Origin of the sequence: Dokdonella fugitiva, from assembly GCF_014138265.1 — a bacterium.
Taxonomy (GTDB): domain Bacteria; phylum Pseudomonadota; class Gammaproteobacteria; order Xanthomonadales; family Rhodanobacteraceae; genus Dokdonella_A; species Dokdonella_A fugitiva_A.
Genome location: NZ_JACGXL010000001.1, coordinates 12,845 through 37,964 on the forward strand (window position 1 = coordinate 12,845; position 25,120 = coordinate 37,964).

Below are 25,120 nucleotides of genomic sequence, written 5' to 3' on the forward strand. Positions count from 1 at the left end.
GTGCCGCGGCGCCGCCTTCCTCCCGCGCCTGGTCCCCCTCATGTCCAATCTCATCGCCGTCGCCGAACGCCAACTGCTGAGCCCGGGCGGGCTCGCCACCCGCGATCTGGACGGCGTGTTCGCGCGCCTCATGGGGCCGTCGATCGATGCGGCCGACCTGTATTTCCAGCATTCGCGCTCCGAGTCATGGGTGCTCGAGGACGGCATCGTCAAGGACGGTTCGCACTCGATCGAGCAAGGCGTCGGCGTGCGTGCGCTGTCGGGCGAGAAGGCCGGCTTCGCCTATTCCGACGAGATCGTGCTGCCGGCGCTCGTCGAAGCCGCGGGTTCGGCGCGCGCGATCGCGCAGGCCGGAGCGAACGGCGTCGGCAAGCCGCTCGCGATCGCCGCCTCGCGCGCCCTGTACGCACCCGTCGATCCGATCGACAGCCTGTCCAACGAAGCGAAGATCGCCGTGCTGCGCGAAGTCGATGCGACCTGTCGCGCAGCCGACCCGCGCGTGAAGCAGGTCATCGTGAGCATCGCCGCCGCGCTCGACACCGTGCTCATCGCGCATTCGGACGGCACGCTCGCCGCCGACGTGCGCCCGCTCGTGCGCATGAACGTGCAGGTGATCGCCGAAGCGAACGGCCGGCGCGAGTCGGGCAGCAGCGGCGGCGGCGGCCGCTATACCTTCCCCGAGCTGCTCGAGAACGGTCGCGCCCATGCATTCGCGCGCGAGGCCGTGCGCGCGGCGCTGGTCAACCTCGACGCGGTGCCTGCGCCGGCGGGCAACATGCCGGTCGTGCTCGGCCCCGGCTGGCCCGGCGTGCTGTTGCACGAAGCGATCGGCCACGGTTTCGAAGGCGACTTCAACCGCAAGGAAACGTCCGCGTTCGCGGGCATGCTCGGCGAAAGAGTCGCGGCCGACGGCGTCACCGTCGTCGACGACGGTACGCTCGCCGGGCGCCGCGGCTCGCTCAGCATCGACGACGAAGGCACGCCGACGAACTGCACGGTGCTGGTCGAGAACGGCGTGATGAAGGGCTACATGCAGGACAAGCTCAACGCGCGCCTGATGGGCATGCGTTCGACCGGCAACGGCCGCCGCGAGTCGTTCGCGCACCTGCCGATGCCGCGCATGACGAACACCTACATGCTGCCGGGCGAGCGCGATCCGCAGGAGATCATCGCGTCGGTCAAGCGTGGCCTCTACGCGGTCAATTTCGGCGGTGGCCAGGTCGACATCACGAACGGCAAGTTCACCTTCTCGGCGAGCGAGGCCTACCTCATCGAAGACGGCAAGGTCACGCGCCCGGTCAAGGGAGCGACCCTGATCGGTTCCGGCGCGGACGTGCTCAAGCGCGTGTCGATGATCGGCAACGACCTCCGCCTCGATGAAGGCGTCGGCGTCTGCGGCAAGGATGGGCAGAGCGTGCCCGTCGGCGTCGGCCAGCCGACCCTGAGGATCGACGGCATGACCGTCGGAGGCACCGCGGCGTGACGTTCGCGCGTTCGCTGCGCGGCGCGCGTTGGCTCGCCGTCCTCGCGTCGGCGTCGATCGCGGCGTTCGCGCACGCGGGCGGGGGGGGCGATTCCGCGCTCGCGACGAAGAGCTGTGCGGCGCTGAAGGACCGCGTCGACGCGGTGCCGGGCAGCGCGCCCCTGTTCTTGCGCAGCTACGATGGCCCGAGCGGCGCCGGCGAACCGCTGGAACCTGCGTTGAAGGCGGCCGCGTTCGTCTACGACGAGGCGCTCGCGACGATCGCACTCGCCGGCTGCGGTGCGCTGCCCGAGGCCGCACGCATCGGTGAAGCGTTGCGGCTGGCCGCGACGACCGACACGCGCCTGCGCAACGTCTACCGCGCCGGTGTCGTCGACGCGAAGGTCTTGCGCAACGGCTGGTGGGACGCGGCGCAACAGCGCTGGGTCGAGGACGGCTACCAGTCGGGCACCGCGACCGGCAACGTCGCCTGGGCGGCATTGGCGTTGCTCGCATTGCACGACGCGACGCACGAGGCGAAATGGCTGGACGCGGCGCGCACGCTCGGCCGCTGGATCGTCGCGAACGAATCCGATGCGCGCGGCGGCGGTTTCCGTGGCGGCGTGAACGGCTTCGACGCTTCGCCGGAACCGCTCGACTGGAAATCCACCGAGCACGCGCTCGACCTCGTCGCGCTGTTCACGCGACTCGCCGTGCTCGACGCCGGCGGCCACTGGGACGCGCAGGCGGACATCGCGCGCCGCTTCCTCGATGCGCAGTGGGACGCGCCCGGCGGATATTTCCGCATCGGCACGTTGCCCGACGGCAGCGCGAACCGCATGTCGTCCGCACTCGACGTGCAGCTGTGGTCGCAGCTGGTGCCGCGTGCCGACGACGATTGGCGCCGTGGGCTCGCCTATGCGCAGCGCGCGCACGGCGTCGACTGCGGGTTCGATTTCAATGCGGACCGCGACGGCATCTGGATCGAAGGCACGGCGCAGGCTGCGCTCGCCTATCGCGTGCGCGGTGACCCGCAGGCCGCGCGGAAGCACCTGTCGTGCGTCGCGCGCGAGTTCGCGCCGGGCGGCTACGCGTACGCGACGCGCGAGCCGCGCATCACGACCGGACTCGCGGCCGACGCGTACTACTTCCGCTTGCCGCATCTCGGTGCGACGGCGTGGGTCGCGCTCGCGGCGACGGGCACGAATCCGTATGCAGCTGCACGCTAGGCCGCGCGGGCGTCATTCCGCGGCATCGACGTCGCGCTCGCTCGCCTCGCGCAGCACGCGGAACAGTTCGCGATACGCGTGCGGCGGCTTGTCCGCCTTGCGTTCGGCGAGCGCGTTGCGCACGAGCTGGCGCAGGCGCTGGCGATCGGCGGACGGGTGCTGCGCGATGAATTCGGCGAGGGCGTCGTCACCGTCGGCGAGCAGGCGTTCGCGCCACGTTTCCAGGCGGTGCATCGCCGCGGTTTCACGGTGCGCCTTCTCGCGGTCGACGCCGAGCGAGTAGCGGATCGCCTCCACCGATTCCTCGTCGAGCTTGCGCATCTGCTTGGCGAGGAACTGGTTCTGGCGCTTGCGGGCGATGTGCGAGGTGACCGCGCGCGTGCGTCGCACTTCCTCGCGCAGGTCGTCGTCGAGCGGCACGCGGGCGAGTTCGGCCTCGCTGAGGTTCGCCAGCGTCTCGGCGAGCTTGAGGATGTCGAGTGCCTCGCGGCGCAACTGGCTGCGGCTCGGCTCCAGTGTCTCGTCCGGCGATTCGTCGTCGTGCGGGTCGTGCATCAGGAATTCCAGGATAATGCTGCAATGAATGCCATCGTGACCGACAAAGATACCAGCTCCGCCGACCTCGACCGCCTCGCGACGATCGCCGAGGACGTGGTCCGCCTCGCCCGGGCGAAGGGCGCCAGCGAGGCCGATGCCGCGGCGAGCATCGACCTCGGCCTCGCCGTCGGCGTGCGCCTCGGCGAAGTCGAGACGGTCGAGCGCACGCGCGATCGCGGCGTCTCGGTGACCGTCTATTTCGGCAGGCGCAAGGGTTCGGCCAACACCGCCGACCTCGATCCGAAGTCGATCGAGCAGACGGTCGAGCACGCGTGCGCGATCGCGCGCCACACCGAAGAGGATCCGGCCAACGGCCTCGCCGACCCGGCCCTGCTGGCGACGACGTTCCCCGAACTCGACCTCTGGCATCCGTGGGACATCACCCCAGAAGAGGCGATCCGCCTGGGCGTCGAGATCGAGGACGCCGGTCGCGCGTACGACCCGCGCATCGACAATTCGGACGGCGCTTCGGTGCAGGTCGGCGCGTCGCTGACCGCGTACGCGAACACGCTCGGCTTCGTCGGCACCGAGCGCGGCACGAGCCATACCCTGTCGGTCGCGCTGATCGCCGAGAACGAGTCGGGGATGCAGCGCGACTACTGGTACGACAGCGTGCGCCGCGCGAGCGACTTCGCGAGCGCCGCATCGATCGGCCGCAAGGCGGCCGAACGCACGGTCGCACGCCTCGGCGCGCGGCGCCTGTCGACGCGTGCGTGCCCGGTGCTGTTCGTGCCCGAGGTCGCGCGCAGCTTCGTCGGCCATTTCCTCTCCGCGGTGAGCGGCGGCTCGCTGTACCGCCGCGCCAGCTTCCTCGTCGACCACGTCGGCAAGCCGGTCTTCCCGGCCTGGATGCAGATCGTCGAGCGGCCGCACATCCCGCGCGGCCACGGCTCCACCGCGTTCGACTCCGAGGGCGTCGCCACGCGCGACTCGGATCTCGTCAGGGACGGCGTGCTCGCGCGCTACATCCTCGGCAGCTATTCGGCGCGCAAGCTCGGCCTGAAGTCGACCGGCAATGCCGGCGGCGTGCAGAACATCGTGGTGCAGCCGGGCACCGACGACCTCGCGGCGATGCTGCGGCGCATGGGCACCGGGCTGCTCGTGACCGAGCTCATGGGGCAGGGCGTGTCGCTCATCACCGGCGACTACTCGCGCGGTGCGAGCGGGTTCTGGGTCGAGAACGGCGAGATCGCTTACCCGGTCGAGGAGATCACGATCGCGGGCAACCTGCGCGACATGTACGCGAACGTCGTCGCGGTCGGCCACGACGTCGATCCGCGCTCGCACGTGCTGACCGGCTCGATCCTGCTCGAGCGCATGACGATCGCGGGCGAGTAGTGCGATGCGACGCCGGCGTGCGTCCGTGCGTCGTTGCATCGAAACGCAAGGAGGTGCGGATGCGGAATCGGCTGGACATGGCGTTCCTCGCCGCGGCCTTCGCGTCGATCGCCACCTGCGTGGGCGCGGCGGAGCCGCCCGCCGATGAACTCGAGACGATCACGGTGCCGGCCCGGCCGCGTTGCGTGACGGGCGAGCCGCGCGCGTTCGAGCAGTCATGTGCGTACCTCGACCGGCGCGACGCGGTCGCCGCAGCGGAAGCGGGGGCGAAGGCCGCCGCGCTGGCCGGCATCTACGATTTCAGCACCGGCACGATCGGCGCCGAGCTCGCGCTCGCCGCCGACGGCTGGGCTGGATACCGCGAGTTCGCCGATGCCGGCGTGTCCCAGGGCATCACGGGGCGCTACCGCGAGCGTGGCGGTCGGCTCGTGGTGGACCTCGATCGGAGTACCGGCGGCCCGGACGGCGTCTCGCGCCTCGAATACGTCGTCGTCCGCTGGGGCAGCCACGTGTTCCTGATTCCGCGGGGCTCGCTCGTCGGGTTCATCGCCACGCTCGATGGCGAGGGGCTCGGCGGCACGACCCGGCTCGAACTGCGCGACTACCTGCAGCGTCGCCGCCAGCGCGACGACGCGTTGTGCGGCCTGCCCGAACTGCCGCCCGACTGGCGTGGCTATCTCCATCCCGACCCGTTGCGGATGGTGCTCGCCGACGCGCGCATCGACGCCGCGCCGACGAGCAACCCCTATCTCACGAACGTGCGCCGGTATCGCGTCACCATCGATGCGGGGAGCGCCGACGGCGTGTTCGCCGGCATGTGGCTGGAAGGCGACCCCGCGCAGTTTCCCGGCGCCGACATCTTCGGCCAGGTCGACGATGTCGAACCGCACCGCGCGCGCGGCCATCTCTCGATCCTCGGCGATCGTGCGAACGCACCGGTCGCCGGCGTGTCGATCGGCAAGGGGACGCGCCTCGCGTCCGGGCGGGGCTGGAAGCCGGATGCATGCATGGCGTCGGATTGAGCGCTGTCCCGCCAGGCATGACTTCCGCGCCAGTGCGAGGACGCGTGGCGGTACCCAGAACGAGTTGCCACACCCGTCGGAGAGAGTGCACGAGCGAGAACGAAACACCGCGGGCAGCGAGCGGTTCCACGACCATGCCCGAAGCGGCGGCGCCGACCGCGCGGTCGAACGACGACCGTACCTGCGCGTTGATCAGCCACTACCCGGTCGAGGAGATCACGATCGCGGGCAACCTGCGCGACGCGTACGCGAACATCGCCGAGGCTCCTCGCGCGACAGCGGTCAGCGCGATGCCGGCTCGGGGACGCGCAGCATGCACGCGCCGGCCAGCAGCAGGCCGACGCCACCGAGCAGCAGCGCGTCGATGGCCGCGTTCGCGAACAGGCTGCGCAGCAGGAACGCGAGGATGCTCGCGGCGAACAACTGCGGCACGACGATGGACAAATTGAAGATGCCCATGTAGACGCCCATCTTGCGCGTAGGCACGCTGTTGGCGAGCAGCGCGTAGGGCAGCGACAGGATCGACGCCCAGGCGAATCCCACGCCAGCCATCGAAAGCAACAGCCAACGCGGATCGCGAATGGCCAGGAACGAGGCGAGCCCGCATCCGCCGAGGAAGAGGTTGAACACGTGACTGGCGCGCAATCCGAATCGGCGCGTCATCGGCGGTATCAGCGCGGCCGCGACGATCGCGAAGGCGTTGTACGCCGCGAACAGGACGCCGACCCAATTGGCGCCTTCGTTGTAGCGGGAGGACAGGGGATCGGTCGTGCCGAACTGGACTTGCGTGACCGCCGCGGTGGTGTAGATCCACATCGCGAACAGGGCGAACCAGGAAAAGAACTGGACCGGGACGAGGCGTCGCATCGTTTCTGGCATCGCGCGCAGGTCGGCGACGATATGGGTGAATGCGTTGTCGCGACGCCCGGTCGATGCGATCCACAGCACGAATCCATAGGCGATCATTCCGCCGCCGAGCAGATAGAGCTGCCGGTCCGAGCGTAGCCATGACGTCGCCGCGAGTGCGATGCCGCCGGCGGCGAGCCATAGCAGCGCACGACGATGCACGTCCGCTCCCATCGGCGGGTCGTCTCCGGGGGGCGTGGCGTCGTCGAACGCATCGAGTGTGGCGGGCGCGTACTCGCGCGTCGTCAGCACGCTCCAGCCCATCGCCAACAGCAGCACGCATGCGCCGATCTGGAACGAGTAGCGGACCGTGTCCGGAAGGGCGCCCGCGGTCGCGGTGTTGGCGACGCCGAAGCGAGCGAACAGCCAGGGTGCGAGGCTCGCCACGACCGAGCCCGCGGCGATGAAGAAGGTCTGCATCGCGTAGCCGAGTGCACGCTGATCCGCAGGCAGCTGGTCGCCGACGAACGAGCGGAACGGGCCCATCGAGACGTTGATCGAACCGTCGAGCAGCCAGAGCAGCAGCGCCGCTATCCATAGCGCGGGCGAGTCGGGCATCGCGAACAGGGCGATCGCGGCGAGGATCGCGCCGCCGAGGAAGTACGGGCGCCGACGCCCGAACCGGCTCCAGGTGCGATCAGAACAGTGCCCGACGATCGGTTGAACGATCAGGCCGGTCAGCGGCGCCGCGATCCATAGCACGGGAATGTCGTCCACGCCCGCTCCGAGCGTCTGGAAGATGCGGCTCATGTTCGAGTTCTGAAGCGCGAACGCGAACTGGATGCCGACGAAGCCGAAGCACATGTTCCAGATCTGCCAGAACCCCGAGCGCGGCCGCGTCGTCATGGAGTACGTTCAGCGCGTACGCGAGCGCGGCCGTGGCCGTGGCCGCGAAGGAGCGGGACCGCTGGACTGGCGGATCTGCAACTCGTACGGCACGTGCACGAGCTCGCCCGCGGTCGGATCGCGGATGAGGGCAAGCAACTGCTCCGCCGCGATGCGACCCATGTCGCGGCACGGCTGGCGCACGGTCGTCAGGCCTGGCCAGACGTGGCGCGACGTCGGTGTGTCGTCGAAGCCGAAGACGGACAAATCGCGCGGAATGGCCAGGCCGCGTTCGAACGCCTCGTGCATGACGCCGCATGCACTGTCGTCGTTGGCGGCGAAGATCGCGGTGGGCGGCTCGTCGAGGTCGAGCAGGTGTCTGGCGCCGGCGATGCCGGCCTCGAACGAGAAGCCGCCGTCGACGACGAGCGCTTCGTCGTAGGGCAGGCCCGCGCGGCGCAATCCGTCGCGGTAGCCTGCGAGGCGCCAGGCGCGGCCGCCGTGCGGCAGCGGGCCGGCGACGTGACCGATGCGGCGGTGACCGAGTGCGACCGCGTGCGCGATCATCTCGGCCGATGCTTTGCGTTCGTCGAGGATCGTGCCGACGCGCTCGTGGCCGATCTTCGCCTTCGCCGAAATCGTCGCGTAGCGCACGCCGAGTTCGTCGAGCCTGCGCAGCAGCTTCACGTCGTCGGCGAAGGGCGGCACCAGCACGAGGCCATCGGGGCGATAGCGTGCGATCGAATCCTCGACCGCGCCGATATGGTCGGCGCTGGCGTATTCGAGCGGTCGCAACATGGCGCTGTAGCGCGACTGCTCGCACGCGACGAGCATGCCGACGATGATTTCCATGATGTAGCTCGAACCTGCCGCTGGATCGTCGAACACCAGCGAAACGAGATAGGATCGATTGCCGGCGAGGCCGCGTGCCGACGGATTGGGGCGGTAGTTGAGCGCCTTGGCTGCGGCCTCGACGCGGGCGCGCGTCTTCTCGCGCACGTTCGGTTCATTGTTGAAGACGCGCGACACGGTTTTCATGGAAACGCCCGCGGTGGCGGCGACGTCCTCGATTCTTGCTGGCATCCAGTTCCTCCGCAGGGGCGGTTCGCTGCCTGGCGGCGACCGGTGGCGCGCCGCATCGCCATGCTAGCGCAGAGTTTCAGGCCACGGCAGCGCCCGTCATGTCGCGCGCGCACAGGTGTTCGACCAGCGCGCGATGATCCGGCAGGTCCGCAGCGGCGCGCGGCGCCAGCGACCGGATCATCGCGAACTCGGCGCGCGCGCGCTCGTAGTGCGGGTAGAGCGCGTATGCCGGCTGCAGGTCGGTGGGGTACTCCATTCCGTACAGGATGAACTGCCAGCTCGCCGGCAGGAACATTTCGACATCCGTCACGAAGTCCAGGCGGTGAGGCGGCCGTGAGCGCCACATCGCCAGTTGATCACGCAATGCGTCCGGTATGCTGCGTGGGTCGGCATTGTCGGCCCAGAACGCGGAATCCGTGCGCCGGCTGAGACAGTAGTGCATCTTGATGAAGTCGAAGATGCGCTCGTAGCGTCGCGTCATCAGCGTGTTGAAATGGCGAGCGACGCGCGTCATGTCGCCATCGAGCGGGAGCAGGTGTGCGATCAGGTACGCCGCCATCTCGATCAGGCCGATACCGGTCGATTCCAGCGGCTCGACGAAGCCGGCCGACAGGCCGACGGCGACGCAATTGCGCAACCATTGCTCCGGACGATGACCGGCTTCGAAACGAAGCTGCCGCGCCGCAAGGCCATCGGCCGTTGCACCGATGTGGCTGCGCAGCACTTGCTCCGCGCGTGCGTCGTCCGTATGCGCCGACGAATAGACGTAACCGACGCCGCGCCGAGCCTGCAGCCCGATGTCCCAGGTCCATCCGGCCTCGTGCGCGGTGGAAATCGTGTACGACGGAATCGGCGCATCAGCGCTCGCATAGGGAACCTGTATCGCGAGCGCGCGATCGACGAACAGCACGTCCTTGGCGCTGCGAAACTTGGAGCCAAGTGCGCCGCCGATCAACGCCGCGCGAAAGCCGGTGCAGTCGACGTACAGGTCCGCCGTCAGGGCACCCGCTTCGCGCGTGCGCACGCAGGCGATTGCGCCGTGTTCGTCGAGTTCGACCTCGTCGACCGTGGCGATGCGGTGCTGGACGCCGAGGTCGCGCCCGTGCCGCGCGAGCAGGGCGGCGAAACGCGCTGCGTCGAAATGGTAGGCGTAGTTGAGGCGCCCCTGGTAATCGGCATCCGTGGCGCGCTTCGGTGCCCGTGAACGATCCGCGACATGCTTCTGCATGGTCGCAGCCTCGGCGAATGCGACGCCGTCGCCGGCCGCGCCGAGCAGCCAGTAGGGCAGCAGCTCGAGGTCGCGCTCGCGCTGGCTGGGCAGGCTGAAAGGGTGGAAGTAGTGATGGCTGCCGGTGCCGTCCGGGGCTTTCAGCCAGTGATCGAAGCGAATGCCTTGCTTGAACGTCGCGTTCGCCTCGCGCACGAAGCGGGCCTCGTCGAGTCCGATCGCCGAGAGGGTGCCGCGGATGGAGGGAAACGTGCCTTCGCCCACGCCCAGTATGCCGATGTCGCTGGATTCGACGAGTTCGACCGACAGTGACCGCCCCGACGCGATCTGCAGCGTACGGGCGAGATAGTTGGCCGTCAGCCAGCCCGCAGTGCCGCCGCCGACAATAAGAATCTTGTGCAATGCGGGCATCGCCGCCTCCAGGTATCCAAGTCGAATTCCCATCATTTTTGCTGCGCTGCAAGGCAATGCTGCGCGCGCTTTCGGAACGCGGAACGTCGATGCGAAACGCTCGCCCCCGGTCATGGCGCTCGTTCGCATGCATGTTGCTACGCAGCGTAAATAGTCGCGCCGCGAGCGAGCCGATGCGCGTAGGTGGCGTGCGGTTGCAACACGTCCTCGTGCGAAGCATAGCGCGTTCGATGGGCCAATTGGCAGCGCTGTCAATTCAAAATTGACAGCGCTGCCAATTTGGACTATCAATCGCCTCCGCTCCGTCGCGCGGTGGCATGCGGCGGATCTTTTCCGACGAGGAGGGGACATGAAATTGCGCACACGAGCGCTGTCGAGCGCGATCATCGCGGTGCTTGCCTCGCATGCGTACGCTGCCGAGGACGCGCCTGCCGACGATCCGGCGGCGTCGAAAGACAAGACCCAGTTGCTGGGCGAGATCCAGGTCACCGCGACCAAGCGCGAAACGCCGCTGCAGAAGACGGCCGTGGCGATCAGCGCGATCGACGGCGGCACGCTCGACAAGGAACGCGTCGTCAACGTGGTCGACATCACCAAGCTCGTGCCGGGTCTCGCCGCGACGACCCAGGGTGACCATGGTGTCGTCACCCTGACGATGCGCGGCATCGGCAACGACAGTGCGAAAACGGAGTACGCCGATCCCGAAGTGGCGCTGTTCGTCGACGGCGTGTACGCGCCGCGCGCGGAAGCTGCGGCGTCGCTGCTGCTCGATCTCGACTCGATCGAAGTACTGCGCGGGCCGCAGGGAACGCTGTGGGGACGCAACTCCACCGTCGGCGCCGTCAACTTCCAGACCGCCAAACCCGACCTCGGCAAGACGTACGGCTACGGCCAGATGGAGGTCGGCGACTACGGCCACGTCGGCCTGCGTGCGGCGATCAACGTGCCGCTGAGCGACACCTTCGCGTTCCGCGTCGCTCTCGGCCAGGAGCAGCACGACGGCTACGTCGACTACCAGTCGCCGAACGGCCAGTTGCCTTCGGTCGACAGCCAGCGCGCAGCTTATCTCGCGTCGGGCGGACTGCCGGAGAACTTCCGCGCGATCGACCCGAACATCTACGTGACGAGCGGCGACAAGTACAGTTCGCAGGACCAGTCCGGCGTGCGCGTGAGCACGCTGTGGACGCCGACGGCGACGCTGAGCTGGAACCTCTCGCTCGAGTACTTCCGTGATCGCGGCACGCCGCTGGCGAACCTGATGCAGCACCCGCGCGACGGCCAGGACTTCTGGTCGATCCTCGCCGACACGCCGGCGAAGCTCGAACGCGACGCGTATGCCCTGCGCAGTCGCGTCGACTGGGATATCAGCGAGGCGATGAGCCTGAGCTACATCGCGGGCTTCTCCAAATTCGATGGTTCGAGCGACTTCGACCAGGATGGCGGCGTGCAGGTGCCGACCAGCTTCGCCACCGGCTCGACCTTCCAGGACGACCGCACCAACTACGAGCGCTTCCGCAGCAACAGCCACGAACTGGACCTGAAATCGTCGGGCGACAACACCGTCGACTGGATTCTCGGCCTCTACTACGCGTCCGAAGACAATTCGATCCGTTTCGACATCCCGATCTTCAACGGCACGCCGCAGGGCACCGTCGCGTGGCAGGGTTCGTTCATCCAGCCGAAGGAGACGGTCGAGTCGACCGCGGGTTTCGCCCAGGCGACATGGCACATCAACGACCGTCTACGCCTGACCGGCGGCGCGCGCTACACGCACGACGAGAAGGAAAACCGCGGTGGCCGCGGCTGGGGTTGGGCCTACGACGCGAACGTGCCGCAGATTCCGATCGCGCCCGGCACGATTCCGGGCCCTGGCACGGGCTTCGGCCTCGGTGTCGGCGGCATCAATGACGGCAAGTACGATGCGAACAAGACGACGTGGCTGCTGCGCCTGGAGGGCGACCTCTCGGACACGACGTTCGTCTACGGCAGCGTGTCGACCGGCTACAAGTCCGGCGGCTTGCAGGACGGCGGCGTGCCGTACAAGGGCGAGACGCTGACCAACTACGAGGTCGGCGTGAAGATGACCTTCCTCGACCACCGGCTGACCTGGAACAACGCGCTGTACTACGAGGACTTCAAGGACTTCCAGCTGTCCGCGCCGATCACCTTCATCGACGGCAGCCGTGGCCTGGGTTTCTCGAACGTCGCGGGTAGCACCAAGGTGGTCGGCTTCGAGTCCGAGATTGCTGCGCAACTCGGCGAAGCGGATCGCCTCAATCTCGTGCTCTCGTTGCTGCCGAAGAAGGAACTCGGCACCTTGCGCTATGCCGGCAGCAACGACTACGGCGGCCTGCCGCCGTGCGCACCGGAATCAGGAATCGGCAATTGCCTTGACGTGTCGGGAAACGAACTCGCGCATGCGCCGGATGCGTCGTTGACGCTGATCTACGAACACGTCTTCACGTTCGCCAACGGCAGTACGCTCGCGCCGCGTTTCAGCGGTCACGCCGAAACGTCGAGCTGGCTGAGCCCGTTCAACCTCGGTGAGGGCGACAAGCAGAAGGCGTACTTCCGTGGCGATTTCAGCATGCGCTACACGCCCGCCGATGCGCGGTGGTGGGCAGGCCTTTACGTGAGCAATTTCACCGACGAAAAGGTGCGTACGAACGCCGGCCGCACCGCGCTCGGCAACGGTCAGTTCATCTACACCTCGCAGTATCTGCCGCCGCGCACGATCGGAGTCAATTTCGGCTTCGACTTCTAGGCGGATGCCTTCGATGCGTCACGTTCCGCGCCGGTTCCTTGCTCGGGAAGGATCCGATCGGGCGTGACGCATCGAACGGCAGCCGCCACCACGATGGCACGTGCCACACGCCGTTTGAACTTGAACAGGAATGCGATCCATGCGACGACGCGAAGCTTTGCGCCACGTCATCGGTCTGGCGGGAATACCCCTGCTGGCAACCCGCTGGGGGCGTGCGACGATGGCGACCGATGAGGCCGCAGTCGGAGGTGCGAAGCTGCTCGACGTCGATGCGTTTCCCGCCGGCTTCCTGTGGGGATCGGCGACGGCGGCGTATCAGATCGAAGGCGCCTGGAACGTCGACGGGCGCGGCGAGTCGATATGGGATCGTTTCGCCCACACGCCGGGCAAGGTGAAGAACGACGCCAACGGCGACGTCGCGTGCGACAGCTATCACCGCTATCGCGACGACATCGCTCTGATGCGCGAGCTCGGGCTGAAGACCTACCGCTTCTCGATCTCGTGGCCGCGCGTCCAGCCAGGAGGGCGCGGTGCATCGAACCCGAAGGGGCTGGACTACTACAAGCGCCTGGTCGACGCCTTGCTGGAAGCGCGCATCCGCCCGTTCCCGACGCTCTACCACTGGGATCTCCCGCAGCCGCTCGAAGACGCGGGTGGCTGGCCGAACCGCGACACCGCGGAACGTCTCGCCGACTACGCGCGGATCGTCGCGGACGCGCTCGGCGACCGCATCGGCCAGTGGGCGATCTTCAACGAACCCAAGACGTTCACGCACGTCGGCTACTGGCAAGGCACGCACGCGCCGGGGCGCACGGACCCGCTCGCGTTGTTGCGCGCCACCCATACGGTGAATCTCGCCCAAGGCCTGGCGTTCCGCGTACTCAAGGCGGCCAAGGCGAAACCGCAGGTGGGTGGCGTAATCGATGTCGCGCCGATGAATGCCGCGACCGATTCGGATGCCGACCGCGCCGCCGCGCAGCGCTGGTTCCGCTTCCTCAACCTGTGGTTCCTCGATCCGCCCTTGAAGGGAAGCTACCCGCAGGGGGTGCTGCCGCCTGCCCAGCAGGATGCGCTGCTCGGCTGTCGCGCCGGCGACGACGCGATCATGCGTGCGCCGCTCGACTTCATCGGCCTCAACTATTACTCACCGTGGGTCGTGCGTCACGCTCCGCGAGGCAACGGCATCCCCGGGCTCGACACGCAGGCCGACTGGGCGGCCGGGCCGGACGAGAAGACCGACAACGGCTGGGACATCGATCCTCCGGGCTTCTATCGCATCCTGCGCGAGATCACGCAGCACACCGGCGGGCTGCCGATCGAGATCACCGAGAACGGCGCTGCCTACAACAACTTGCCGGACAGCCAGGGTCATGTGCACGACCGCAAGCGCATCGTCTGGCTGCAGCGTCACCTGCGCGAACTGTCGCGGGCGATACGCGACGGCGTGCCGGTGCGCGCGTACCACTGCTGGAGCCTGCTCGACAACTTCGAATGGGCGGAAGGCTATACGCAGCGCTTCGGGCTCGTCTACGTCGATTTCAAGAACCGCCAGCAGCGCACGATCAAGGATTCGGGCCACTGGTACGCGAAAGTCATCGCCGCCAACCGCGTCGTGTGAGGGTGGCCGGGTGATCGCATGAAAATCGAAGCGTTCCTGCTCGCGATGGTGCTGATCCTCGCCGCGCCGTTCCTGCTGTGGCGCCTGCTCGGGCTGGAGCGCTTCTTTCCGATCGTCGTCGTGCAGATCGTCAGCGGCATCCTGCTCGGGCCTGGCGTGCTCGGCCGCGCGTTCCCCGGCTATTACGCCGCGGTGTTCACGCCCGAAGCCGTCGGAGCGCTCGGCGGCATCGCATCCTGGGCGGTGATGATATTCGTCGCACTGGCCGGCATCGAACTCGACATGCATGCCGCCTGGAACGACAGACGCGAGAGCTTCATCACGGCCGGTCTGGCGCTCGGCACGCCCTTGTTGTGCGGATCCGTCGCGGGCGCGTGCCTGCTCGCGTTCGACGGGTGGATCGGTGCGGACGCGTCCGCACCGCAGTTCGTGCTGGGCGTCGGCATGGCGTGCGCGGTGACGGCCTTGCCGATCCTGGTCCTCCTGATGGAGCGTCTCGGTATCCTGCACGCGCCGCTCGGGCAGCGCATCCTGCGTTACGCGAGCGTCGACGACGTCGTGATCTGGGCGGTACTCGCACTGATCCTCGTCGATTGGTCGCGCCTCGCCGCGCAGGCTTGTTTTCTGCTCGCGTTCCCCCTCGCTGCCTTCGCCTTCCGCGGCCTGATGCGCCGCTTCGGCGAAGACGATCGCTGGTTCGCGGTACTCGTCTGGATACCGGTATGCGCCGTGGCGGCGGACGTGGCCGGTCTGCATTTCATGGTCGGGGCCTTCCTTGCCGGTGCCGTCGTCGATGCGGGGTGGTTAGGGCGCACGCGGCTCGACGCGATGCGGCACGACGTGCTGCTCGCGTTCATGCCCGTGTTCTTCCTGTCGACCGGCCTGCGCACGCACTGGAGCATGAGCGGGCGTGCAGTGCTGCTGGCTACGGCCGCCCTGTTGCTCGCATCGGTCGGCGGAAAGTTGATCGGCGCCCGCCTCGCCGCGAAGGTGCTGCGATGGCCGGTCCTCGAGGGCAGGATCGTCGGCTGGCTGCTGCAGACCAAGGCGCTGATCATGATCATCTTCGCGTCGGTCCTGCTCGATCGCGCGATCATCAGTGCGGCGACGTTCACGGCCCTGCTCCTGATGGCTGTTGCAAGCACGATGCTGACCGTGCCCGTGGTCGCGCCTTTGCTCGCGCGGCTACGGCACGCCGAGCGCTCCCATGCCTGTCGCGCGACCGTTGCGAGCGTGCCGGCCGAATTGCCCGATCGACGCGCCAGGAGATATGCATGAATGCCGCAACACCCAGCGTCACCGCTCGCCCTGGTGCGACCGCATTGGTCACTTGCGTGCTCGCCGCGCTGGCAGGGCTGATGTTCGGCCTCGATATCGGCGTCATTTCCGGTGCGACCCAGTTCATCCAGGCCGAATTCGGAATCCCCGACGACACGATCGAATGGATCGTCAGCGCGATGATGTTCGGCGCTGCGGTCGGTGCCGCGGCGGCCGGCTGGATGTCCAATGCGCTCGGGCGAAAGCGTTCACTGCAGCTGGGCGCGGCCCTGTTCGTGGTCGGCTCTCTCTTGTGCGGCATGGCGCCTTCGCCGTCGAGCCTGATTGTTGCGCGTTTCGTGCTCGGTCTGGCGATCGGTCTGGCCGCGTTCGCCGCACCCCTCTACCTCGCCGAGGTCGCGCCCGAGGACACGCGCGGCGCGATGATCTCGTTGTACCAGCTGATGATAACGATCGGCATCCTTGTCGCGTTCCTGTCGGACACGGCATTCAGCTATTCGGGTAGCTGGCGCTGGATGCTCGGCATCATTGCATTGCCCGGCATCCTGTTCCTGCTTGGCCTTGTGCTGCTGCCCGACAGCCCTCGCTGGTTGCTCATGCGCAATCGTCGCGAGGAAGCACTGCAAGTACTCGCGCGCTTGCGACGCGATCCGCAACTGGTCGCCCGCGAGGCGGCGGATATCGAGGAGCAGCTGCGCACGCCGCAGACCGGCTGGCGGCTGTTCCTCGAGAACGCCAACTTCCGTCGGTCGGTCTTCCTGGGAATCATGCTGCAGCTCGTGCAGCAATTCACCGGCATGAACGTCGTCATGTACTACGCGCCACGCATCTTCCACGACATGGGCTACGATACGGCGTCGCAGATGTGGTTCACCGCGATCGTCGGTGCGACCAACGTGCTTGCGACCTTCATCGCGATCGCCTGGGTCGACCGTTGGGGTCGCAAGCCGATCCTGTACGTCGGCTTCGCCGTGATGGCCCTCGGCCTCGGCGTAGTCGGCACGTTGATGGACGGCGGCATCGCCGGTCGTGCACAGCAACTTGTCGCGGTCGGCATGCTGCTGCTGTTCATCGTCGGGTTCGCCATGTCGGCAGGGCCGTTGATCTGGGTACTGTGTTCGGAGATCCAGCCGCTGAAGGGCAGGGACTTCGGCATCGCCTGCTCGACCGTCACCAACTGGATCGCGAACATGGCCGTCGGGGCGACGTTCCTGTCGCTACTCAACGGCATCGGCCATGCCGCGACGTTCTGGCTCTATGCCGCGCTCAACCTCGCTTTCATCGGGCTCACCTGGGCGCTCGTTCCGGAGACCAGCGGCGTTACGCTGGAGCAGGTGGAGCGCAAACTGATGCGCGGCGTACGCCTGCGCGACATCGGCCGCTGACTGCGCCGATCCCGCCGTGCCTCCGGGCATGACTTCCGCGCTATTGTGCCGGTGCCTGGCGGCGCCCATGAAGGGGGCGTCACTTCAACCGGAGAGAGCAGATGAGCGAGAAGGATGCTGGCGTCGGCGATGGCGCCGCGGTGCCCGAAACGACCACCTTGCCGGCCGCGCAGTCGAACGACGACCGTACCTGGGCGTTGATCGGCCACCTGTCCGCGTTCAGCGCGTTCATCACGGGCATCGGCTGCGTGATCGGGCCGCTCATCGTCTGGCTCGTCAAGCGCGACACCTTGCCGTTCGCGGCGGACCAGGCGAAGGAAGCGCTGAACTTCAACATCACCGCGATCATCGTCGCGGCGGCGTTGTGGATCGTCACGATCGGCACGTTCTTCATCGGCGCACTGCTCACCGTGCCGATCGGCCTGCTGTTGTTCGTCGCATGGTTCGTGCTGACGATCATCGCCGCGATCAAGGCGAACGAAGGCGTCGCCTACCGCTACCCGTTCGCGCTGCGCCTGGTGAAGTGAACGTCGCGGGCGCGCCGCCTCAGCTGGCGCGCCCGGAGACGAAGCGGGCGAGGTCGCTGAGCGCGTCGACGCGCGCATCGAGCGGTTCGATCGCGGCGAGCGCTCGTGCAGTGAGCGTCGCGAGTTCGGCGCGCGAGGCGTCGATACCGAGGATCGCCGGATAGGTCGGCTTGTTCGCCGCGACGTCCTTGCCGGCGGTCTTGCCGAGTTGCGCGGTGTCGGCCTCGATGTCGAGCAGGTCGTCGCGGATCTGGAACGCGAGCCCGATCGCGTGACCGTAGGTTTCGAGCGCGTCGAGCGCGCGCGCGTCGCGCACGCCCGCGGCGAGCGCGCCGAGGCGCACGGATGCGCGAATCAGCGCGCCGGTCTTGTGCACGTGCATGCGCTCGAGTTCCGCCGCGTCGAGCACGTGGCCGACCGCAGCCAGGTCGAACGCCTGGCCGCCGGCCATGCCGTGCGAGCCGCAGGCGCCAGCGAGCGTGCGCAGCATTGCGAGGTGGTTGGCAGGATCGGCGGCGAGCGCGGGATCATTCGCGAGCACCTCGAATGCGAGCGCCTGCAGCGCGTCGCCGGCGAGGATCGCCATCGCTTCGCCGAACACGACGTGGCAGGTCGGCCGACCGCGCCGCAGGTCGTCGTCGTCCATCGCCGGCAGGTCGTCGTGCACGAGCGAATAGGCATGGATGAGCTCGACCGCGGCCGCCGACGCATCGAGGCGATCCGGCGCGGCGCCGAACGCGCGGCCGGTCGCATAGACGAGCAACGGCCGCAACCGCTTGCCGCCGCCGAGCACGGCATAACGCATCGCGCGATGCAGCTCGACGGGTGGCTGCGCCTCGTCCGGCACCGCACGCGCGAGCGCCTCGTCCGCGCGTGCAGACAGCGCCACAAGTTCAGGTGTCAGCTCGTTCACGCGGGAAGTATGCTCTCGATGAAGCGCGGCGAAGCCGGATACATGGCCCGTCCGCGCAGTAATGCTCTTGATGAAAAGTGCGGCCATGGATGGCCGCTGTGGATTTCCGGACCTGCAGACGTACCAAACGAATCTCGACGTTCCGTCGAAGCCGCGATCAGGGACGATCGCAAAAGCTAAGGCACGTCGGGATCGAAGGGCTGCGCGTTCTCCGGCGCCGCCGGATCCAGCAACTGGTTCACGCGCAGCTTGGCCTGGTCGAGCGCGCCCTGGCAGTTCCGGTACAGCGCGATGCCGCGCTCGAACGACTGCAGCGATTCGTCGAGGCTGAGATCGCCCTGTTCCATGCGGCCGACGAGCTGTTCGAGTTCGTCGAGGGACTTCTCGAAATCGGCGACCTGCGAGGTTTCGGCGGCGGGCTTTGGCATGGGCGCGAAAACTAGCTCAGCGCGTCCGCAAGATCAATCGCGAGCTGGCCACCGCCGCGGCGCGTACCGCCCTCGGCGGGCGTCCATTCGAAGCGCGCGCCGATCGGTTCGAGCAGGGCGGCGCCGGCCTCGCTGAGCCAGATGTCGGCGACCGCGACGAGCGCGCCGTCGGCGTCGAATGCGAGCGGTAGTCGCCCGCGCTTCCACGGCGGCACGCCGGCCTCCTGGAACAGGTCGCGCAGTTCGCGCGTGCGCCCGCCGCTGGACAGGCGCAGGCTTTCGCCGCCGCGCCGGAAACGCACCTGCAGCGGCGTCGCCAGCCGCGCCTCGCCCGCGGCCGCGCGCAGGCGCAGCACGCCGAGGTCGAGCGGCAGCGCGAGCGGGCCGCCGTCGAACGCGCCGACCCATTCGAGCGGAGGGAACTGCAGCGGCGCGAGCGCGTGCAGCAGGTCGCGGTAGCGGCGCACCTCGGTACCCGGCCAGCGCACGCACGGCTGGCGGTCCTCGCCGGCTTCGCCGAGCTGGCGCACCAGTTCGGCGGCCTGGTAGTGGGTCGGCTCCGGCAGGTCGAGCGCGCGCAGCCAGCGACGCAGCACCGGATCGCGCAGCGCGGTCGGCAGCGCGAGCCACTCGCGGAACTGCAGGGTCGACGGATCCAGGCCCTGGATGCGCGCGAGCGCGCGCTCGGCTTCCACTTCGATGAACTCCGCCGCCGCGCGCGCCCACGCGGCGCTCTGCGCGATGCTGCTCTCGGCCTCGGGCCAGCGTGCGCTGATGCGCGGCATCACCTGCATGCGCAGGTAGTTGCGGTCGATCGTCTGGTCCGCGTTGCTCGGGTCGGCGATCCAGCCCAGGCGATGCTGCTCGGCGTACTCGCGCAGCGCCGCGCGCGGCAGCAGCAGCAGAGGGCGCCAGGCGAAGCCGCGGCCGAGGCGGCGCAGCGGGCGCATCGCGCCGATGCCCTCGGGGCCGGCGCCGCGCAGCAGCTTGAGCAGCACGGTTTCGGCCTGGTCGTCGCGATGATGGGCGAGCGCGACGATCTCGCCGGGCGACAACAGGGTTTCGATCGCTTCGTAGCGCGCCCGCCGTGCGCTCGCTTCGAGGCCGAGGCCGGGGCTGCGCACGACGTCGACCGCGCGCACGACGAGTTCGACGCCGAGCGCGTCGGCGAATTCGCGGCAGCGGCGCGCCCACGCCTCGCTGTCCTCGTGCAGGCCATGGTCGACGTGCACCGCGCGTAGGCCGCGGGCGCGCACCGCTTCCGACTGCGCAAGCGCGTGCAGCAGCACCATCGAATCGAGGCCGCCGCTGAACGCGGCGAGGATCGGCGTCTGCGGCAGCTCGGCGAGCGCCGATTCGAGGATGTCGCGGATACGGCGGCTCGGCGTCATGACGATCGTCCTCGGCGCGTCAGGCCCAGGAACAGACCACCTTGCCGCAGTTGCCCGAATCCATGAGGTCGAAACCCTTCTGGAAGTCGTCGATGTGGATCTGGTGCGTGAGCACCTTCTGCAACGGGAAGCCGGTCAACACCATCTGCGTCATCTTGTACCAGGTCTCGTACATGCGCCGGCCGTAGATGCCGTGCAGGGTGAGGCCCTTGAAGATGACCTTGTCCCAGTCGATGCCCGCGCCGTTCGGCAGGATGCCGAGCAGGGCGACCTTGCCGCCGTGGTACATGCAGTCGAGCATGTCGCTGAACGCGCGCGGATTGCCGCTCATCTCGAGGGCGACGTCGAAGCCCTCCATGTGCAGGTCCTTGACGACGTCCTTGAGCGACTGCTTGGACACGTTGACGACGCGCGTCGCGCCCATGTCGGCGGCGAGCTTGAGGCGGTAGTCGTTGACGTCGGTGACGACGACGTTGCGCGCGCCGACGTGCTTGCAGATGCCGGCGGCGATGATGCCGATCGGGCCGGCGCCGGTGATCAGCACGTCCTCGCCGATGACGTCGAACTCGAGCGCGCAGTGCGCGGCGTTGCCGTACGGGTCGAAGAACGCGGCGAGCTCGCTCGGGATCTGGTCCGGGATCGGCCACAGGTTCGAGGCCGGCACGGACACGAACTCGGCGAACGCGCCGTTGCGATTGACGCCGATGCCGACCGTGTTCGGGCACAGGTGCTGCTTGCCGGCACGGCAGTTGCGGCAGACGCCGCAGACGATGTGCCCTTCCGCCGACACGCGCTGGCCGAGGCTGTAGCCGCGCACGCCCGCGCCCATGTCGACGACGCGGCCGACGAATTCGTGGCCGATCACCAGGCCCGGCTTGATCACGCGCTGCGACCAATCGTCCCACTTGTAGATGTGCAGGTCGGTGCCGCAGATCGCGGTCTTCTCGAGCTTGATCAGCACGTCGTTCGGGCCGATCTCCGGAACCGGGACCTCCTCCATCCAGATTCCGCGCGCGGCTTCGCGCTTGACCAGGGCCTTCATCATCTGCGACATGGACGTACTCGCTCGGTGCGGTAGGGCGAACCGCGGGATTATACGTCCTGCACCGGCATGCCGTGCAGCCGGCACGGGTGCCCGCGCGTGGATCCGCCGGCGAGCCACGGCGCCTGCACCGACGCACGGTCGCGGCCGGCCTTGCTACGTCCGCGCGTGGCGCAGGCGCAGCGCGTTCGCGACGACCGACACCGACGACAGGCTCATCGCCGCGGCCGCGATCATCGGCGAAAGCACGATGCCGAAGGCGGGGTACAGCACGCCCGCGGCGAGCGGCACGCCGGACGCGTTGTAGACGAACGCGAACGCGAGGTTCTGGCGCATGTTCGCGACCGCCGCGCGCGAGATCGCTCGCGCGCGCACGATGCCGCCGAGGTCGCCGCCCACGAGCGTCACCTGCGCGCTGGAGATCGCCACGTCGGTACCGCTGCCCATCGCGATGCCGACATCGGCGGCGGCGAGCGCGGGCGCGTCGTTGATGCCGTCGCCGGCCATCGCGACGCGGCGTCCCTGCCGGCGCAGTTCCTGCACGAGGGCGACCTTGTCGCCGGGTCGGAGGTCGCCATGCACCTCGTCGATGCGGAGTTGCCGCGCGATCGCCGCCGCGGTGGCGACGCCGTCGCCGCTCGCCATCACGATGCGCACGCCGCCTTCGCGCAGCGCATGGATCGCCGCCGGCGTCGACGCCTTGATCGGGTCGGCCACCGCGAGCAGGCCGGCGAGGCGGCCCTCGACGACGAGATGCATCACGCTCGCACCGTCCGCGCGCAACGCGTCGGCGCGTGCGGCGAGCGCGCCGGCGTCGATGCCGCGCTCGCGCAGCAGTGCGGCGTTACCGAGCGCGACCTCGCGCCCGCCGAGGCGGCCGCGCACGCCGATGCCTGCGGTCGATTCGAAGTCCCCGGCCGCTTCGAGCGGCAGCGCACGCGCCTGCGCCTCGGCGACGAGCGCCGCGGCGAGCGGGTGTTCGCTGCCGCGGTCGAGGCTCGCGGCGATGCGCAGCACGTCGTCGGCCGACCAGTCCGGCGCAGGTACGACGTCGCGCAAGCGCGGGCGACCTTCGGTGAGCGTGCCGGTCTTGTCGACGACGAGAGTATCGATGCGGCGCAGCGTCTCGATCGCCGTCGCGTCGCGGAACAGAACGCCGGCCTGCGCGGCACGCCCGCTCGCGACCATCACGGACATCGGCGTGGCGAGGCCGAGCGCGCACGGGCAGGCGATGATGAGCACGGACACCGCGTTGAGCACGGCCCAGGTCCACGACGGCGCAGGCCCGAACAGGCCCCAGGCGAAGAACGTCGCGATCGCGACACCGAGCACCGCGAGCACGAACCACACGGCGATGCGGTCGGCCATGCGCTGGATCGGTGCACGCGAGCGCTGCGCCTGGGCGACGAGCTGCACGATCTGCGACAGCACGCTGTCGGCACCGATGCGCGTCGCGCGCACGACGAGGCTGCCGCTCGTGTTGAGCGTCGCGCCGATCACCGCGGCGCCCGGCGCCTTCTCGACCGGCAGCGGCTCGCCGGTCAGCATCGACTCGTCGACCGCTGAACGCCCCTCGACGACGTCACCGTCGACCGCGACCTTCTCGCCGGGGCGCACGCGCACGCGGTCGCCGACCACGATGTCGGCGAGCGGCACGTCCTCTTCGCTGCCGTCCTCGCGCAGGCGTCGTGCGGTCTTCGGTGCGAGGCCGAGCAATGCCTTGATCGCCGCCGACGTGCGCGAGCGCGCGCGCAGTTCGAGCAGCTGGCCGAGCAGGGTCAGCGAGACGATCGTCGCCGCGGCCTCGAAGTAGACGCCGACGCGGCCGTGTTCGCGGAACGAGTCGGGGAACAGGTCCGGGGCGAACAGCGCGACGACGCTGTAGCTCCATGCGGCGGCGACGCCGATGCCGATCAGCGTCCACATGTTCGGATGGCCGCTTCGCAGCGATTGCACGCAGCGCACGAGGAACGGCCATCCGGCCCAGAGCACGACCGGCGTCGCGAGCGCGAATTCGATCGCGCTGCGCCAGCCCGCCGAAGGCAGCAGCGCGTGGCCGCCGCCCATCGCGAGCGCGAACGTCGCGAGCGAGAGCGGCAGGGTCAGGAAGAAGCGTCGCGAGAAGTCGCTCAGCTCGGGATCGTCGTCGTCGTCGAGGCTCGGCATCTCCGCTTCGAGCGCCATGCCGCAGATCGGGCAGGTGCCGGGACCGCGCTGGCGGATCTGCGGGTGCATCGGGCAGGTGTAGATCCCATCCGCCGATGCCGGCGCGGCGGCGGCTGCAGCGGCGTGCGCGCCGACGTACTTCGTGGGCTCGGCGACGAAGCGCTCACGGCAGCGCGCGGAGCAGAAGTGCCACGCGGTTCCGTCGTGCGTGGCGTGGTGCGGCGTCTCCTGCGGATCGACCTGCATCCCGCACACGGGATCGCGCACGGTCGTCCCGGCGGTGTCCACGCGGCCGGCGCAGCACGCGTGCGTCGATGCCGTGGCTTCCTCCGGATGCGCTGGCGAAGGGTGCGCGTGTGCTGGCGTCGGTTTCACGGGCTCTCCTTGTCGCCGAGCGCGGCGAGGATCGGGCAGGTGTCCGGCGGGCCGTGGCCGGGGCAGGCGTCGACGAGCTTCTTCAGGCCGCGCTGCACGCGACGCAACTCGGCGATGCGCCGTTCGACGTCGGCGAGTCGGGCCTCGGCGCGCTGGCGAGCGCCCTGCGTGCCGTGGCGGCCGTCGGCCGAAAGGGCGAGCAGGTCGCGCACGTCGTCGAGGCTGAAGCCGAGATCACGCGCGCGCCGGATGAAGCGCAGGCGCGTCGCGCTCGCGTCGTCGTAACGCCTGTAACCGCTTTCATTGCGCGCCGGGGCGGGCAACAGGCCTTCGCGCTCGTAGTAGCGCACGGTGTCGATGCCGACGCCGGCGGCCGCCGCGAGCCGCCCGATCGTCACGAAATTGCGATGGTTGGTGTTCATGCGCCGCAGCGTAAACCTTGGACCCGGGTCCAGGGTCAAGTCGGCCGGGCCGCGACAAATGAGAACGGGTCGGCTTGTGCGCCTGCGGCATTGCGCGGACACTAAAGGCCTATGTCATGCAAGTGGCATAGGGGGGAATCGACGGGGGGTCGATGGATATTCTTGGTTTTCTGAAGCGTCTTTTCGGCGCGGGCGGGGGCGAACGCCCGCCGCCGCAGCGTCGCGCGGGGCCGCGCCTCAATGCGCGCGGTGGCATGCGCGTGCTCGTCGTCGACGATTCGACCACGGTGGTGACCTTGCTCGGCCGCATGCTGCGGCAGAACGGATACGTCGTGCTCGAAGCGTTCGACGCGGAGAAGGGCATCGAGCTCGCGCTCGCCGAGCGCCCGGATCTCGTCTTCCTCGACATCGTGCTGCCGGGCATGAGCGGCTTCGCCGCCCTGCGCCAGTTGCGCCGCCAGCCGGCGACGCGCGACATCCCGATCATCATGATGAGCGGCAACGAGCAGGCGACCGAGCAGTTCTACGCGCAGCGCATCGGCGCGGACGACTTCATGAAGAAGCCGTTCTCGCGCTCGGAGGTGTTCATGCGCATCGAGAACCTGCTCGATGTTTCGCTGTTGCCGCGCCGCCACTACATGCACGCATCCGCGCAGAGCGTGGCACCGGAATCGGAGTCGTCGACGCTCCCGTGAGCCGCGCGCACGTCG

General features: G+C 68.7%; 20 protein-coding genes. 10 read left to right on the top strand and 10 right to left on the bottom strand.

The genetic code is table 11. The features are described from left to right. Nucleotides 1-40: 40 nt before the first annotated feature. On the top strand, nucleotides 41-1,483 hold the full coding sequence (gene tldD, locus FHW12_RS00055; RefSeq protein WP_182528956.1) for a metalloprotease TldD: 1,443 nt from the start codon (nucleotides 41-43) through the stop codon (nucleotides 1,481-1,483). Beyond that, on the top strand, nucleotides 1,480-2,691 hold the full coding sequence (locus tag FHW12_RS00060) for a hypothetical protein (RefSeq protein ID WP_310735100.1): 1,212 nt from the start codon (nucleotides 1,480-1,482) through the stop codon (nucleotides 2,689-2,691). Before tldD ends, FHW12_RS00060 begins: the two co-directional genes overlap by 4 nt. A 12-nt stretch (nucleotides 2,692-2,703) precedes the next feature. Here FHW12_RS00060 and yjgA read toward each other — a convergent pair whose 3' ends face one another. Further along, nucleotides 2,704-3,246: a ribosome biogenesis factor YjgA gene (yjgA, locus tag FHW12_RS00065; RefSeq protein ID WP_182528957.1), complete on the bottom strand. Its 543-nt coding sequence runs from the start codon at nucleotides 3,244-3,246 to the stop codon at nucleotides 2,704-2,706. A gap of 24 nt (nucleotides 3,247-3,270) precedes the next feature. Between yjgA and pmbA the strand changes: the two genes are divergently transcribed. Together pmbA and FHW12_RS00075 are read left to right on the top strand one after the other, a co-directional pair. After that, entirely contained in the window at nucleotides 3,271-4,626 is a 1,356-nt protein-coding gene (pmbA, locus tag FHW12_RS00070; RefSeq protein ID WP_182528958.1) for a metalloprotease PmbA, read from the top strand. 59 nt (nucleotides 4,627-4,685) lie between these two features. Further along, the gene (locus FHW12_RS00075; RefSeq protein ID WP_182528959.1) at nucleotides 4,686-5,648 is read left to right on the top strand and encodes a hypothetical protein; all 963 of its coding nucleotides are present in this window, start codon (nucleotides 4,686-4,688) and stop codon (nucleotides 5,646-5,648) included. A gap of 282 nt (nucleotides 5,649-5,930) precedes the next feature. Here FHW12_RS00075 and FHW12_RS00080 read toward each other — a convergent pair whose 3' ends face one another. The 3 genes from FHW12_RS00080 to FHW12_RS00090 form a co-directional block, all read right to left on the bottom strand. Beyond that, nucleotides 5,931-7,400, bottom strand: coding sequence for an MFS transporter (locus FHW12_RS00080; RefSeq protein ID WP_182528960.1), 1,470 nt, complete (start codon nucleotides 7,398-7,400; stop codon nucleotides 5,931-5,933). A 9-nt stretch (nucleotides 7,401-7,409) separates the two neighbouring features. Continuing rightward, a complete protein-coding gene (locus FHW12_RS00085) occupies nucleotides 7,410-8,462 on the bottom strand; it encodes a LacI family DNA-binding transcriptional regulator (RefSeq protein WP_182528961.1) in 1,053 nt (350 codons plus the stop codon). 76 nt (nucleotides 8,463-8,538) lie between these two features. After that, nucleotides 8,539-10,215, bottom strand: a complete 1,677-nt coding sequence (locus FHW12_RS00090) for a tryptophan halogenase family protein (protein WP_259392787.1) — start codon at nucleotides 10,213-10,215, stop codon at nucleotides 8,539-8,541. Nucleotides 10,216-10,450: 235 nt separating this feature from the next. Between FHW12_RS00090 and FHW12_RS00095 the strand changes: the two genes are divergently transcribed. From FHW12_RS00095 to FHW12_RS00115, 5 genes are all read left to right on the top strand, one after another. Beyond that, a complete protein-coding gene (locus FHW12_RS00095; RefSeq protein WP_182528962.1) occupies nucleotides 10,451-12,865 on the top strand; it encodes a TonB-dependent receptor in 2,415 nt (804 codons plus the stop codon). A gap of 220 nt (nucleotides 12,866-13,085) precedes the next feature. After that, entirely contained in the window at nucleotides 13,086-14,483 is a 1,398-nt protein-coding gene (locus tag FHW12_RS00100; protein WP_259392788.1) for a GH1 family beta-glucosidase, read from the top strand. Nucleotides 14,484-14,501: 18 nt separating this feature from the next. Then, complete coding sequence (locus FHW12_RS00105) at nucleotides 14,502-15,761, top strand: cation:proton antiporter (protein WP_182528964.1); 1,260 nt, start codon at nucleotides 14,502-14,504, stop codon at nucleotides 15,759-15,761. Then, complete coding sequence (locus FHW12_RS00110; RefSeq protein ID WP_182530089.1) at nucleotides 15,758-17,146, top strand: sugar porter family MFS transporter; 1,389 nt, start codon at nucleotides 15,758-15,760, stop codon at nucleotides 17,144-17,146. The genes FHW12_RS00105 and FHW12_RS00110 overlap by 4 nt, the downstream gene beginning before the upstream one ends. A gap of 101 nt (nucleotides 17,147-17,247) precedes the next feature. Then, nucleotides 17,248-17,673 carry a DUF4870 domain-containing protein gene (locus FHW12_RS00115; RefSeq protein ID WP_182528965.1) on the top strand — a complete coding sequence of 142 codons (426 nt, stop codon included), beginning with the start codon at nucleotides 17,248-17,250 and terminating at the stop codon, nucleotides 17,671-17,673. Nucleotides 17,674-17,692: 19 nt separating this feature from the next. Here the strand turns inward: FHW12_RS00115 and ispA are convergent, their stop codons facing one another. The 6 genes from ispA to FHW12_RS00145 form a co-directional block, all read right to left on the bottom strand. Then, nucleotides 17,693-18,577, bottom strand: coding sequence for a (2E,6E)-farnesyl diphosphate synthase (gene ispA, locus FHW12_RS00120; RefSeq protein ID WP_259392835.1), 885 nt, complete (start codon nucleotides 18,575-18,577; stop codon nucleotides 17,693-17,695). A 185-nt stretch (nucleotides 18,578-18,762) separates the two neighbouring features. After that, nucleotides 18,763-19,014 carry an exodeoxyribonuclease VII small subunit gene (locus FHW12_RS00125; protein WP_182528967.1) on the bottom strand — a complete coding sequence of 84 codons (252 nt, stop codon included), beginning with the start codon at nucleotides 19,012-19,014 and terminating at the stop codon, nucleotides 18,763-18,765. A gap of 11 nt (nucleotides 19,015-19,025) precedes the next feature. Beyond that, on the bottom strand, nucleotides 19,026-20,405 hold the full coding sequence (gene tilS / locus FHW12_RS00130) for a tRNA lysidine(34) synthetase TilS (protein ID WP_182528968.1): 1,380 nt from the start codon (nucleotides 20,403-20,405) through the stop codon (nucleotides 19,026-19,028). 19 nt (nucleotides 20,406-20,424) lie between these two features. Next, nucleotides 20,425-21,447, bottom strand: a complete 1,023-nt coding sequence (tdh, locus tag FHW12_RS00135; RefSeq protein WP_182530090.1) for an L-threonine 3-dehydrogenase — start codon at nucleotides 21,445-21,447, stop codon at nucleotides 20,425-20,427. A gap of 156 nt (nucleotides 21,448-21,603) precedes the next feature. Then, nucleotides 21,604-23,988, bottom strand: coding sequence for a heavy metal translocating P-type ATPase (locus tag FHW12_RS00140; protein ID WP_428993602.1), 2,385 nt, complete (start codon nucleotides 23,986-23,988; stop codon nucleotides 21,604-21,606). Continuing rightward, nucleotides 23,985-24,410: a MerR family transcriptional regulator gene (locus tag FHW12_RS00145; protein WP_182528969.1), complete on the bottom strand. Its 426-nt coding sequence runs from the start codon at nucleotides 24,408-24,410 to the stop codon at nucleotides 23,985-23,987. Before FHW12_RS00145 ends, FHW12_RS00140 begins: the two co-directional genes overlap by 4 nt. Before the next feature lie 254 nt (nucleotides 24,411-24,664). Here FHW12_RS00145 and FHW12_RS00150 point away from each other — a divergent pair, with 254 nt between their 5' ends. After that, on the top strand, nucleotides 24,665-25,105 hold the full coding sequence (locus FHW12_RS00150) for a response regulator (protein ID WP_310735102.1): 441 nt from the start codon (nucleotides 24,665-24,667) through the stop codon (nucleotides 25,103-25,105). Nucleotides 25,106-25,120 lie beyond the last annotated feature (15 nt).